The organism is Modestobacter sp. L9-4, assembly GCF_019112525.1.
Classification (GTDB): Bacteria; Actinomycetota; Actinomycetes; order Mycobacteriales; family Geodermatophilaceae; genus Modestobacter.
In genome coordinates this window covers 922,686-935,103 of sequence record NZ_CP077800.1, presented here as the reverse complement: position 1 = coordinate 935,103, position 12,418 = coordinate 922,686, and the positions used below count along the sequence as shown (strand labels likewise).

The following is a 12,418-nucleotide window of genomic DNA, read 5'->3' as shown; positions in this document are numbered from 1 at the left end:
GGCGTGCCGGAGCCCACCGAACTGCGCCGCCGGGTGCTCGCCGCCTGGACCGACTCCCCGGCCCGCTTCCGCGAGGACGCCAACGCCGAGGAGGACCTGGTCCGCGGCGGCTACCGCGACCGGCTGCTGGTCGAGCTCGCCCAGAACGCCGCCGACGCCGCGGCCCGCACCGGCGTCCCCGGGCACCTGCGCCTGGAGCTGACCGGGGACGTGCTCCGCGCGGGCAACACCGGCGCCCCGCTGGACGACGACGGCGTGCAGGCGCTGGCCACCCTCCGCGCATCGGCCAAGCGGGACGCCGCCGACGCCGTGGGCCGCTTCGGTGTCGGCTTCGCCGCGGTGCTGGCCGTCAGCGACGCCCCCGCCGTGGTGTCCACCGGACGGTCGGTGCGCTTCTCCGCCGAGGACACCCGGGCCGCCGTCGCCGCCGTGCCGGCGCTGGCCGCGGAGCTCGCCCGCCGGGGCGGCGCCGTCCCGGTGCTGCGGCTGCCCTTCGACGCCGACGGCGCCCCGCCGGCCGGGTTGGCCACCGAGGTCGTGCTGCCGCTGCGGCCGGGCAGTGCCGACGCCGTCCGGGCCGCGCTGCACGCGCTGGACGCCGAGCTGCTGCTCGCGCTGCCCGCACTGGCCCGGGTCGACGTGGTCGTCGACGGGGCGACCCGGACGCTGACCCGGGAGGACGACGGCGGCCGGGTCCGGCTCGGCGACGGCGACCGGACGAGGACGTGGCAGCTCGTGCAGCGCACCGTGCAGCTGCCCGCCGAGCTGCTCGCCGACCGCCCGGTCGAGGAGCGCGGGCGCCGCGCGGCCACCCTCACCTGGGCGGTCCCGCTGGACGAGGCCGGCGTCCCGGCTCCGCTGCCCGGCCGGCAGGTGCTGCACGCCCCGACCCCCAGCGACGAGCCGCTGTCGCTGCCCGCCCGGCTGGTCGCCCCCTTCCCGCTGGGCCCCGACCGGCGGCACGTCGCGCCCGGGCCGGTCACCGACGCGCTGGTGCAGGCCGCCGCCGACGGCTACGCGGAGCTGCTCGCCGCGCTGCCCGCCGACCCGGTGCTGCTGCGGCTGGTGCCCGGGGTGGGCCTGGCCGCCGCCGCGCTGGACGCGGCGCTGTGCACGGCGGTGCTCGACCGGCTCACCGCGACGGCGTGGCTGCCGCCGGCCGACCCGGAGGAGCGGCCGCTGCGGCCCGACCGCGCCGTCGCGCTCGACGAGGCGACCGACGAGCGGGTGGCCGCGTTGGTCGGCGTCCTGCCCGGGCTGCTGCCGGCCGGCTGGTCGCACCGCCGCGACGCCCCGGTGCGGGCCGCGCTCGGGGTGCGCCGGGCGGGGCTGGCCGACGTCGTCGAGGCGGTGCGCGGCGTGCGGCGACCGGGGGAGTGGTGGGCCGACCTCTACGCCGCCCTCGACGGCGCCGACCGGGAGGAGCTGGCCGCGCTGCCGGTGCCGCTCGCCGACGGGCGCACCGCGCAGACCCCGGCCGGCGTGCTGCTGGCCGACGCCGCGCTGCCCGCTGGCCGGCTGGCCCCGCTGGGGCTGCGGATCGCCGACCCGGCCGTGGCCGTCGGCCCCGCCCGGCGCGTGCTCGAGCGGCTCGGTGCCCGCCCGGCGACGGCGGCCGCGGTGCTCGCCGACCCCGACGTCCGGGCCGCGGTGGAGACCTCGCTGGACCGGGCGGACGACGGCGAGGACGTCGAGCCGCTGGCCGTCGCCGTGCTCACCCTGGTCGCCGCGGCCGGACCGCGCCCCGGCGAGCTGCCGTGGCTGGCCGAGCTGGCGCTGCCCGACGACGACGGCGGCTGGGCGCCCGCCGGGGAGCTCGTCCTCCCGGGCTCACCGCTGGCCGACGTGCTGGCCCCCGGCGCGCTGGGCACCCTCGACCCGGAGGTCGCCACCGGGCAGGACGCGGGTGCGCTGCGCGCGGTCGGCGTCCTGGACACCTTCGCCCTCGTCACCGCCGCCGACCCGGAAGAGCTCGACGTCGACCGGGCCGAGGAGTGGGCGGAGGCGGTGCTGGACCGGCTGCCGGACGGTGCGCCACCGCCGGACTGGCCCCCGCTGACCGCCGTCCGCGACCTGGAGCTGGTGCGGGACTGGGACCGGGCGCTGCCGCTGCTGGCCGCCCTGCCGGCGACCGCGCGTGCGGACGTCGACCTCGGCGGCACCGCCGTGCCGGGCCACCTGCGCTGGTGGCTGCGCACCTCACCCGTGCTGGGCGGCACCCGTCCCGACCAGCTCCGGGCGGCCGACGGCGTCGAGCTGCAGGGACTGTACGAACCCGTCCCGGACCTGCCGCCGGCGGTGCTGGAGCTGCTGCGCCCGGCCGCGACCGTGGCCGACCTGCTGGCCGACGTCGACGACGCGGTGGAGCTGCTGCACCGGCTCGGCGACCCGCAGCGCACCGTCGGCCCGCCCGTGCTGGCCCGTGTCTACGCCCGGCTCGCCGCCGCGCTGGACGGCGTGGACGTCGAGCCGCCGGCGCGGGTGCGGGTGGCACCGGACCGGGTCAGCGCCGAGGCCGTCGTGCTCGACGCACCCTGGTTGCAGCCACTGGTCGATGCGCCGCTGGTGCCGGCCGGTGGTGCCCCGGAGGCGGTCGCCGACCTGCTCGACCTGCCGTTGGCCAGCGAGCTGGAGCAGGCGCGGGTGACCAGCCGGGCGGCGCGCACCGTCGCCTGGTCGGAGGTGCCCGGGGCGCGGCTGGCCGCCACCCGGCTGGGGCTGGCCGAGCTGACCGGGTCGGTGGCGGTGCACCCGACGCTCACCGTCAGCGGTGGCCGCAGCGTCGCCTGGTGGCCCGGGGCCGACAATGACGCGGTCGACGGTACGCCCGCGGCGCTGGGCCGGGCGCTGGCCTGGCGGGCCGGGGCCTGGCCGCTGCGCCAGGCCCTGGCCGAGGCCTTCGCTCACCCCCAGCGCGCCGCCGAGCTCGCCGCGGAGGACAGCGTCGGCTGAGCGATCACCCGGCGAGCGACCGTCCGACCCGCCCCGACGACCGACCGATCGCGGGTCCTGCGCTCCTCCTGCAGGGGCCCGCCACGGGCCTGCGAGTGGTGGGGAGCATCGGGAGGACCCCGTCCTCCGCACCCCTCGCAGGCTCGGACGGGGCCGTCAGAACCAGCGGGGGGCGGCCTGGGCGCCGGGGGCGTGGCCGTGCCGGCTGTCGGCCCGCGGGCCGTGGCCCTCGCTGCGGCCGCCCGAGCGGGGCGCCGGCTGGGCGGCCTGCCAGGTGCTGAAGAGCGACAGCCACTGCGCCGCGGTCAGCGCCGACGGGCGGGCCGTGGGCGCGAGGCCCTCGGCGTGCAGCCAGCGCACCCCGCCGGTGCCGGGCAGCTGGCTGCGCAGCGCGGCGCCGAGCGCGGGCGCCCGGCCGGCCAGCACGCCGTGGACGAGCCGGTCGAGGTCGGCATGGGCGTCCTCGGGCAGCTGGGCGCGGGCCTCGGCGACGGCGTCGAGGGCAGGGGTGGGTCGTGACACGGGGGCCTCCAGGAGGGTGCGGCCGGCGGCCGGCGGGCGCGCCGGGACGAGCGGGGTGCGGGGCCGGCCGGTGCGGGACCGGCCGACGGCGGTGCTGCTGTGCAGCCCGCGTCAGCTCATCGGGGGTGCGGCCGTGTCAGGAGCCCATGGCGGGGACGGTACGACCGCCGTGCGGCCGCCGTCCACCGGTTTGCCGGCGGGTGGTCAGGAGGTCGTGTCGGCGTCGGAACGGGGCGTGGTGCCGGCCTGCCCGTCGCGGGCCCGGGCGGCCTGCCGCGCCAGGTGGGCGGCGTAGCGCGCGGCGTCCTTCTCGCGGGACCCGGAGTTGCGCTCCCACTTGGCCTTGCGCCGCCGGGCCCGGACCTGTTCGCGCGCCTCGTAGTCGGGGTGCTCGTCCCAGGTGCTGGCCAGCTGGACGACGACGACGGCGGCGGCGCCGAAGATCAGCACGACCGCACCGAGGATCGGGTCCACGGTGAACGCCAGGACGCTCAGCACCACCCACACGACCCCGGCGACGATCGTCCGCTTCGACATGCCGACCAGTATCCGCCCGGCTCCTGTGTGCCGTCGCCGATGACCGCCGGTGGGGAGGAGACCCCGGACACGCCCGGTGTGGAGGCTGTGAGCACCGGCGTGGCGGGAGCCGCCACGCCGACGACCTCTTGTGCGCGACCGATCTGGTGCCTAGCGTCCTGGTCGCGGTTCAACCACCAGCCGCGACCGAGTGCACGTCTGCTCGGCGCTCACGGTCGACGTCCGTCGTCGGCCCTGGCCTGCCGGAGGTCCGCTTGACCGCACTCCCCATCGATCTCGACCCCACCCGCATCGACGTCCGCGCCGCCACCTCGGCCGACGGCGCCGTGATCACGGTGAGCGGTGAGATCGACTCCACGACCGCCCCCGGACTGCGCACCTGCCTGCTCGAGGTGCTCGAGCGCCCGGGCACCGTCACCGTGGAGGTCGACCTGACCGGGGTCAGCTTCCTCGACTCCGCCGGGCTCTCCGCCCTGGCCACCGCGCACCGCGCCGCCCAGGCCGGCGGCCGCACGCTGCAGATGCGGGTCGGCGGCACCCGGGCCGTCGTCCGTCCGCTGGAGATCACCGGCCTCCGGGACGTCTTCACCGTCGTCGGGTGACCGGGCCGGCGTCCATGATCTGGTGATGGTCACCACCACCTGGCGCGGCGCCTTCTCCAACGACGACGTCAACGCGCTGCACGCCGAGGGCTTCGGGCACCGCCTCCTCGACGACGACTGGAACGCCCAGGTCGAGCGGTTCAGCCTCGGCTGGGTGACCGCCGTCGACGGTGCCGAGCTGGTCGGGTTCGTGAACGTGGCCTGGGACGGCGGCGTGCACGCCTTCCTGCTCGACACCCTCGTGCGCGCCGACCGCCGCCGGCAGGGCATCGGGTCGGCCCTGGTGCGCGCCGCGGTCGCCGGCTCCCGCGGGACCGGCTGCGAGTGGCTGCACGTGGACTTCGAGGAGCACCTGCGCGGCTTCTACCTCGACGGCTGCGGCTTCGCGCCCACCGGCGCCGGCCTGGTCGCCCTCGCCTGACACCCGCTCGGGCCGGGGTGGCCGGGGTCAGCTGGCCGGGTCGCGGTCGGGGTAGCGGGCCCGGGCCAGCGCGTAGACCCCGAACGCGGCGAACCCGACCGCTACGGCGGTGAGCAGCCACTGCCCCGTGGGCACGGCGCCGATGGCGTTCATCGCGCCGTCCAGGCCGGTGGCCGTCGACACGTCGGAGGTGGCCGCGGCGTACACCAGCAGCCCGCCGGAGACCGCGAACGCGATGCCCTTGGCGACGTAGCCCACCGCGCCGACCCGCTGGATGAACGGCTCGACCCGGTCGGGGGCGGCGTCGAGGTCGACGTCCCGCATGAACCCGCCGGTCACCCCGCGCACCAGCGTGTAGAGCCCGACGGCCACCACGCCGACGCCCACGGCCACCACGAGCGCGGCACCGCCGGGCACGTGCAGCGCGTCGTCGGTGAGGTCGCGGAACCGGACGGCGGCGTCGTACTCGGCGCCGACGGCGAAGAACAGCGCGGTCACCCCGAGCACGGCGTAGACCACCGCCTTCGCCCCGCACTTGGCGCACACGACCGCCACCCGCCGCCGGTGCCCGGGACGCAGCAGCCCGGTCCACCAGCGCAGCACCTCACCGGCCTGCCACACCGCGAGCGCGAGCATGCCGAGCCCGATCACCCACAGCAGCACCCGGCCACCGGGGGAGCCGGCGACGGTCTGCAGCGCCCCGGTCTGGTCGGCGTCCTCGGTGCGGGGCGTCTCGGACCAGGCGATCCGGAACGCCAGCCAGCCGATGAGCACGTGCAGGACGCCGTAGGCGACCAGGCCGACGCGGGCCAGGTGGGTGAGCACCGGGTGGTCGGTGACCTCACGGGCGCGGGTGACGGCGTCGTGCACCCGGCGCGGGACGACGTGCACCGGGCTCAGGTGCGCTCGGGGTAGCGGGCGCGGAACAGGCAGAAGACGCCGAACGCGGCGATGCCCAGGGCCACCAGGGTGAGCAGGACCTTGCCGAAGGGAGCGTCGAGCAGGGTGCGCATCGCGCCGTCGAGCCCGCTGGCCTTCTCCGGGTCGAAGGTGACCGCCGCCCAGCCGAGCAGCCCGCCCACCAGCGCCAGCGCCACGCCCTTGGCGGGGTAGCCGACCTGGCCGAGCCGCTCGATCACCCGGCGCTGCCCGGCACCGGCCCGCGCGGTGTCGATCTCCTTCAGGAAGTGGCCGGTGACGCCCTTGCGCACGTGGTAGACCCCGACGCCGATCACCACGAGCGCGGCGACGCCGACCAGGAACCGCCCGCCCGGCCAGCCGAACACCCCGGCGACGGTCGACTGCTGCTGGTCGGAGCTGGACTGCCCGCCGCCGGTGGCGAACCGCAGGGCGGTGACGGCGAGGAAGAGGTACACGACGGTCTTCGCGACCGCCTTGACGACCTTGCCGGCGGCCTTCTTGCGTGCCTCGCCCTGAGCCTGCAGGCCGGCGCGGTGCCGCAGCACCTCGGCCAGCTGCCAGACGGCGAGCGCGACCAGCCCGACCACCAGCACCCACAGCAGCGCCCTGCCCAGCGGCTCCCCCGCCAGGGTGGCCATCGCGCCGGACTGGTCGGCGGACCCGCCGCCGCCGCCCCAGGCCAGCTGGAGGGCCAGCCACGCGATGAGCAGGTGCACGACGCCGTAGGCGGTCAGGCCGACCTGGGCGAGGCGCTCGAGTGCCCGGCTGTCACCGGCCCGCTGCGCTGCGTTCCCGGAGGAGCCCACGACGTTCCCCGAGGTGCCCATGACCGTCTCCTCCTGTCACCGCGCCCCCGACGACCGTCGCCGGCTCCGGACGCAGGCGCTCGACGATCACGCGGCGGACAGCCTCGCACGGGCGAGGGCCGACCGCCGGTCGGCGATCAGCTGACCGGGTGCCGGGCCCGGGTGAAGCAGTACACGCTGAAGGCGGCGAACCCGGCCGCGATGCCGGTCAGCACCCACGGCCCGTACCGGGTCGCCACGATCGTCTGCAGGGCGCCGTCCAGCCCGGTCGCCTGGTCGGGGTCGAAGGTGGCGGCCGCCCAGCCGAGCACCACGCCCACGGCGGCGAAGGAGGCGCCCTTGGCCACGAACGCCCCCTGGCACACCACCCGGGTCAGCCGGCCCAGCCGCGGCGGGAGGCCGTCGAGGTCCAGCTCGTCGAGGAACCCGGCCCGCCAGCCCTTCTGCAGCTGGTACACCCCGATGACCACCAGCACGACGCCGGCGCCGACCACCAGCCACTGCCCGCCCGGCAGCGCGAGCACCCCGCGGGCGGACCGCTGCTCGTCGTCGCGCTGCTGCCCGCCCGCCAGCGCGGCCCGCACCGTCAGCCAGGTCAGCCAGCCGTAGACCAGCGCGCTGCCCACGGTGCGCAGCAGCTGGAGCACCGCGGCCCGCCGCTCCGGCCCGGGCTGCGGCACCGCCCGGCGGTGCCGCAGCACCTCGACCGCCTGCCACACCGTCAGCGCGGCGAAGCCGACGGCCAGCAGCACCAGCAGCGACCGGCCGGCGGTCGACCCGGCCAGCACGGCGAGGGCACCGGTGGGGTCGGCGGTGCTCTCCTGCCCGCTGCTGCGCGGGCCGCCGCCGCGCCAGGCGAGCTGGAGCACCAGCCCGGCCACCAGCAGGTGGACGACGCCGTACCCGGCCAGCCCGACCGCGGCCAGCCGACGCAGGGTGCTGCTGCGCGCCGCGTCGTGCACGGCACTGCTGGTCTCCACCCACCGCCCCGTCCCCGGGCCGGCACCGGCCCGGCGCACAGGGTTCCACGCGGGTCCGCGGGCTGCCCGGCACCGACCCGCGCCGGATGGGGGAGACTGGGCGCGTGACGAACGCCGTGACCGCCGGCCGGCTGGCCGGGACCTCCCCGTCGACATCCCCCTCGGTCCGTCCCACCTGGGTGCGCCCGGCCGCGCTGGGCGCGGCGCTGCTGGCCCTCGCGGTGCTGGCCGGCACCTGGTCGGGTGCCGGTCCGCGGGTGCTGCTGGGCGTGCTCGGCGTCGGCGCGCTCGTCCGCGGGGCCACCCTGCTGCGGGCGGCCCGCACCGGGGGAGCCGACCGCACCGTCGCCGTCGCCGGCGCCGGGGCCGTCTGGCTCGGGCTGCTCGCCGCGGCCGTCGCGCTGCTGTCGGCCACCGCCACCGGCTGGGTCTTCGTGGCCGCCGCCGTGCTGGCGCTGCCCGCGCTCGCCGCTCTCTCGGCCGTCCGTCCCGCGGTCGCCGCCGCCGGGGCCGTGGTCGTCGCCGCGGCTGCGGTGCTCACCGCCGTCCTGGGCGGCGTCGACAGCCTCCTGGACGCCGGCCGGGTCCTGGCCGTGGCCGTCGTGGCCCTCGCCGGGATCGGCTACCTGGTCGCCGCGGTGCGCTCGGCCCGCGAGGCGGCCGCGCCCGCGCCCGCCGCCGGCTGCGGTGGCTGCGCGTGCAGCGCCGGTGGCGGCGGCTGCGGCGCAGCCGCCCTGCGCTGACCCGGCGTCGACGGGCCGCCGTCCAGTCGTTCCCCGCACGACACGTGGTCGTCACGGACGCTGCCTAGCCTCGAGCGTGCGGTGGGCAGACAGGTGTTCCTGGCCCGCCGGCACGTCGACGCCGGCACCTGCCCGGCGGGCTGGGAGGACGACCATGAGCGAGACCATCGAGCGCACCACCTGGACGTGCGAGAACTGCCGGCACGCCAACGACGTCGCCCGCCGGCGCTGCACCGACTGCGGCACCACCCGCGACTGACCCCGGGTACACCGCCCGACCGGCCCCGACACACCGCAGGGACGGTTGAGCGGGGCCGCTGCGGGTGACCGGCAGGGCATGGCAGATCTCCCCGAGGCCGCCGGCCGGCTCGCCGCCGTCCCGCTGGCGCTGCTGGCCCGGGCCTCCGGTGGCCGGCCGATGCACCCCCGCGGCGTGGTGCTCACCGCCCGGCTGCACCGCACCGGGCTGCCGCGGCCCAGCGGCGTCGCCTGGCTGGACGAGCCCGGCACGGACGACGTCCTGGTCCGGCTGTCCCGTGGCGCCGGGCTGCCGCCGCGGTGGCCCGACCTGCTCGGCTTCGCGTTGCGCGCGCCGGGGGAGCGGCCGGTCGACCTGCTGCTGTCCTCCTCCGGGCGCGGCCGGTGGACCCGCCGGCTGCCGGTGCTGCGCCGCGACCCGGCCACCACCTACGGCTCGATGATGGGCTACCGCGGTCCGGCCGGACCGGTGCTGCTGGCCGCGCACCCGCACGGTCCCGGCGTCTTCGGCCTCGCCGCGACCGTCGGCTCCGGACCGGAGCAGCCCTTCGCCCGGGTCGTGCTCGGGGAGCGACCACCCCAGGCCCCGCCGCTGCACTTCGACGCCGTGCTGCACCCACCGCCCGGCCTGGTCGCCGACGGCCCGATGGCCCGGTTCCGGCGGCCGGCCTACACCGCGGCCCGCGCGGCGCTGGGTGAGCCGCTGGACGCCGTCCGGCCCCCGGTCCGGTGAGCGGCCACGTCTTCGTCGTCGGCGCCGACCTGACCCGGCTGTCCTGCGACGACGTCCTGGTGCCCACCGACCGCGACCTGCGGGTGGGCACCAGCTGGGTGCCGCTGCTGCCGGCCGGCTCGGTGGCCGTCACCGACGACGACGGCGTGACCGTGGCCGGGTCCTTCGACCCCGGCGCGCGGGTGCGCGAGCTGCCCGGCGACGGGGCCCGGCGCACGTGGCTGGTCGACACCGTGGAGCACGAGGACGGCGGTGACCGCGGGCTGAGCTGGCTGCTGGAGGGTGCGCGGGAGGCGCTGGCCGCGGTCGCCCGGCGCCCGGTCGAGCGGCCCGCGCACGGACGGGCCCGCCGGCTGGTCGGCCTGCCCGCGCTGGGCACCGGCTGGGGCGGCGCGGCCGGCCGCCGCGGGGCGCTGCTGCAGCAGCTGCTGCCGGTGCTGCGCGAGGCCGCGGCCGAGCACGGCTACGACGTCGCGCTGGTGCTGCGCCGGCCCAGCGACCTGGCCGCCGCGCAGCGGGTGCGCCGCGCCGAGGGCGGGGGATGGGCGCTGCCGGCCCCCTTGCGGGAGGTGGCCGAGGACCTCGGCGCCCGGGCGCGGGCCGGCGAGCTGGCCGTCTTCCTGGGTGCCGGGGTGAGCGCCGCGGCCGGGCTGCCCACCTGGGAGGCGCTGCTCGACGAGCTCGCCGACCGGGCCGGGCTGCCCGAGGAGCTCACCGCCGGGCTGTCCGGGCTGCCGCCGCAGGACGCCGCGGCGCTGCTGGCCCGCGAGCTCGGTCGCGACCAGCTGACCACCTACGTGCAGCAGCGCTTCGGCCCCGGGCCCTACGGGCTGGCGCACGCGCTGATCGCCGGGCTGCCGGTCGCGGAGTTCGTGACCACCAACTACGACCCGCTGGTCGAGCTGGCCGCCGCCGACGTCGGGCGGCCGTTGCGGGTGCTGCCGTTCGCCGAGGTCGAGCCGGGCGCCCGCTGGCTGCTCAAGCTGCACGGCGACGCCGCGCACCCCGACAGCATCGTGCTCACCCGGGAGCAGTACCTGGAGTTCGGCGACCACCGGACGGCGTTGGCCGGGGTGCTGCAGACCCTGCTGCTGACCCGGCACGTGCTGTTCGTGGGCACCTCGATGCTCGACGACGACCTGATCCGCATCGCCCACCAGGTGCGCAGCGTCCTCACCGTCCCGGGGGACCCGCACCGGCGGCGCAGCGGCACCGTGCTGGCGCTGCAGGAGGACCCGGTGCGCGCCCGGCTGTGGGAGCGCGACGTCGACACGGTCGCCATGGCCGCCGCCGGCGCCCCCGGTCCGGAGGCCGCCCGCCGGCTGGAGGTGCTGCTGGACCTGCTGGGCTGCCTGTCCAGCCCGCCCACCGGCTACCTGCTCGACCCGGCCTACCGCGGGTTGCTCGACGCCGAGGAGCGCACCCTCTCGGCCGCACTCGGCGACGTCGCCACGGCGCTGGCCGGCACGTCCGGGCGCAGCTGGGCCGGGCACGAGGTCCGCCGGCTGCTGGAGGAGCTGGGCCACGGGGCGGGATGACCGGACCACCGGCGGGCGGACCCGGCCACGGAGCGGGACGACCGGGTCACACGGTGGGATGAGTGGACTCCTGCGGGGCTGGGCACGGGGCCTGCCATGACGCGGCGGCCCCGGCTCGACCAGTCCCTCCCGATGCTCGCCAAGGGCTACGCCTGGCTGCCCGACCGGCGCCGCGCGGCCGGCCGGGACACCGTGCGCACCCGGGTGATGCTGCGTCAGGCGCTGGCCGTCGAGGGCCCGGCCGGGGCGCGGTTCGTCTACGACGAGGACCACGTGCGCCGCGGGGGTGCGCTCCCCGAGCCGGTGATCAGCACGCTGTTCGGGCACGGCGCCGTGCACACCCTGGACGGCGAGGCGCACCGGGTGCGGAAGGCGATGTTCGTGCACCTGCTGATGGGCCCCGGCGTCGGCGAGCTGGTCGAGGCGGTCACCGCCGCCTGGGACGACGCGGTGCCGCGCTGGAGCGAGCAGGGGCAGGTCGTGCTGATGGAGGAGGCCGCCCGCGTGCTCACCCGCGGGGTCTGCGACTGGGCCGCCGTCCCGGTGGCCGACGACGAGCTGCCGTCGCTGGCCCGCGACCTCACCACCCTGGTCGACGGCTTCGCCACCGGTGCCCCGCGGCACTGGCGGGCCCGCCGCGTCCGGCAGCGGCGCGAGGCGTGGCTGGCCGGCATCGTCGAGGAGGTGCGCTCCGGCGCCCGCACCGTGCCGGCCGGCTCGGTGCTGGCCACGGTCGCCGCGCACCGCGACTCCGACGGTGAGCTGCTCGAGCCGCGGGTGGCCGCGGTGGAGGTGCTCAACGTCGTCCGGCCCACCGTCGCCGTCTGCTGGTTCGTGGCCTTCTCCGCCCACGCGCTGCACCGCTGGCCGGGGAACCGGGAGCGGCTGTGCACCGGCGACCCGGCGTTCGCCGAGGCCTTCGCCCACGAGGTGCGCCGCTTCTACCCGTTCGCGCCGTTCATCGGCGGCCGCTCCCCGCGCGAGGTGGAGTGGGAGGGCGAGCGGGTGCCGGCCGGGTCGATGGTGCTGCTGGACCTGTGGGGCACCGACCACGACCCGCAGCTGTTCCCCGAGCCGTACGCCTTCCGCCCCGAGCGGTTCCTCGCCGGCGACCGGGTGCGCGAGATCGGCGCGTGGGAGCTGGTGCCCCAGGGTGCCGGCGACCCCCGCACCGGGCACCGCTGCCCGGGTGAGGACGTCACCGTCGCGCTGCTGTCGGCCCTCGCCGTCCGGCTGGCCCGGCTGCAGTACCGGCTGCCGCCGCAGGACCTCACCATCTCGCTGTCCCGGATCCCGGCGCGCCCGGCCAGCGGAGTCGTGCTGAGCGGTGTCCGGGCGGGCTGAACCGGTTCCGGTACCGCGCGGCGGGACTGTGCCGGGGGTGGGCGGATGAGTACGGTGACCG

General features: G+C 78.1%; 12 protein-coding genes. 7 read left to right on the top strand and 5 right to left on the bottom strand.

The window, feature by feature from the left end:
- The first annotated feature begins 3 nt into the window (after positions 1-3).
- Positions 4-2,952: a sacsin N-terminal ATP-binding-like domain-containing protein gene (locus tag KUM42_RS04340; protein ID WP_237495259.1), complete on the top strand. Its 2,949-nt coding sequence runs from the start codon at positions 4-6 to the stop codon at positions 2,950-2,952.
- 156 nt (positions 2,953-3,108) lie between these two features.
- On the opposite strand, the gene KUM42_RS04335 is transcribed toward KUM42_RS04340, so the two are convergent.
- On the bottom strand, positions 3,109-3,474 hold the full coding sequence (locus KUM42_RS04335; protein ID WP_237495257.1) for a hypothetical protein: 366 nt from the start codon (positions 3,472-3,474) through the stop codon (positions 3,109-3,111).
- 204 nt (positions 3,475-3,678) lie between these two features.
- On the bottom strand, positions 3,679-4,011 hold the full coding sequence (locus KUM42_RS04330; protein ID WP_237495255.1) for a hypothetical protein: 333 nt from the start codon (positions 4,009-4,011) through the stop codon (positions 3,679-3,681).
- Between the two features lie 254 nt (positions 4,012-4,265).
- On the opposite strand from KUM42_RS04330, the gene KUM42_RS04325 reads away from it, so the two are divergent.
- Together KUM42_RS04325 and KUM42_RS04320 are read left to right on the top strand one after the other, a co-directional pair.
- Positions 4,266-4,613: an STAS domain-containing protein gene (locus KUM42_RS04325; RefSeq protein WP_237495253.1), complete on the top strand. Its 348-nt coding sequence runs from the start codon at positions 4,266-4,268 to the stop codon at positions 4,611-4,613.
- Positions 4,614-4,638: 25 nt separating this feature from the next.
- Positions 4,639-5,034 carry a GNAT family N-acetyltransferase gene (locus KUM42_RS04320; protein WP_237495251.1) on the top strand — a complete coding sequence of 132 codons (396 nt, stop codon included), beginning with the start codon at positions 4,639-4,641 and terminating at the stop codon, positions 5,032-5,034.
- A gap of 27 nt (positions 5,035-5,061) precedes the next feature.
- Here the strand turns inward: KUM42_RS04320 and KUM42_RS04315 are convergent, their stop codons facing one another.
- The 3 genes from KUM42_RS04315 to KUM42_RS04305 form a co-directional block, all read right to left on the bottom strand.
- On the bottom strand, positions 5,062-5,925 hold the full coding sequence (locus tag KUM42_RS04315; protein ID WP_237495249.1) for a DUF1206 domain-containing protein: 864 nt from the start codon (positions 5,923-5,925) through the stop codon (positions 5,062-5,064).
- 5 nt (positions 5,926-5,930) lie between these two features.
- Positions 5,931-6,782, bottom strand: a complete 852-nt coding sequence (locus KUM42_RS04310; protein WP_237495248.1) for a DUF1206 domain-containing protein — start codon at positions 6,780-6,782, stop codon at positions 5,931-5,933.
- 116 nt (positions 6,783-6,898) lie between these two features.
- Complete coding sequence (locus tag KUM42_RS04305) at positions 6,899-7,741, bottom strand: DUF1206 domain-containing protein (RefSeq protein WP_237495247.1); 843 nt, start codon at positions 7,739-7,741, stop codon at positions 6,899-6,901.
- A gap of 104 nt (positions 7,742-7,845) precedes the next feature.
- Here KUM42_RS04305 and KUM42_RS04300 point away from each other — a divergent pair, with 104 nt between their 5' ends.
- The 4 genes from KUM42_RS04300 to KUM42_RS04285 all read left to right on the top strand — a co-directional run bounded on the left by KUM42_RS04300 (position 7,846) and on the right by KUM42_RS04285 (position 12,357).
- A complete protein-coding gene (locus KUM42_RS04300; protein WP_237495245.1) occupies positions 7,846-8,484 on the top strand; it encodes a hypothetical protein in 639 nt (212 codons plus the stop codon).
- Between the two features lie 337 nt (positions 8,485-8,821).
- Positions 8,822-9,475 (top strand): phosphodiesterase, encoded by a 654-nt coding sequence (locus KUM42_RS04295; RefSeq protein ID WP_237495243.1) that lies wholly within the window; start codon positions 8,822-8,824, stop codon positions 9,473-9,475.
- Positions 9,472-11,013, top strand: coding sequence for an SIR2 family protein (locus tag KUM42_RS04290; RefSeq protein WP_237495241.1), 1,542 nt, complete (start codon positions 9,472-9,474; stop codon positions 11,011-11,013). Before KUM42_RS04295 ends, KUM42_RS04290 begins: the two co-directional genes overlap by 4 nt.
- A 96-nt stretch (positions 11,014-11,109) precedes the next feature.
- The gene (locus KUM42_RS04285; RefSeq protein ID WP_237495240.1) at positions 11,110-12,357 is read left to right on the top strand and encodes a cytochrome P450; all 1,248 of its coding nucleotides are present in this window, start codon (positions 11,110-11,112) and stop codon (positions 12,355-12,357) included.
- The last annotated feature ends 61 nt before the right edge of the window (positions 12,358-12,418 follow it).

Coding starts and splice junctions, on each gene's coding strand:
- KUM42_RS04330 (WP_237495255.1), bottom strand. CDS start 4,011: ATGTCGAAGCGGACGATCGTCGCCGGGGTCGTGTGGGTGGTGCTGAGC.
- KUM42_RS04320 (WP_237495251.1), top strand. CDS start 4,639: ATGGTCACCACCACCTGGCGCGGCGCCTTCTCCAACGACGACGTCAAC.
- KUM42_RS04310 (WP_237495248.1), bottom strand. CDS start 6,782: ATGGGCACCTCGGGGAACGTCGTGGGCTCCTCCGGGAACGCAGCGCAG.
- KUM42_RS04295 (WP_237495243.1), top strand. CDS start 8,822: ATGGCAGATCTCCCCGAGGCCGCCGGCCGGCTCGCCGCCGTCCCGCTG.
- KUM42_RS04285 (WP_237495240.1), top strand. CDS start 11,110: ATGACGCGGCGGCCCCGGCTCGACCAGTCCCTCCCGATGCTCGCCAAG.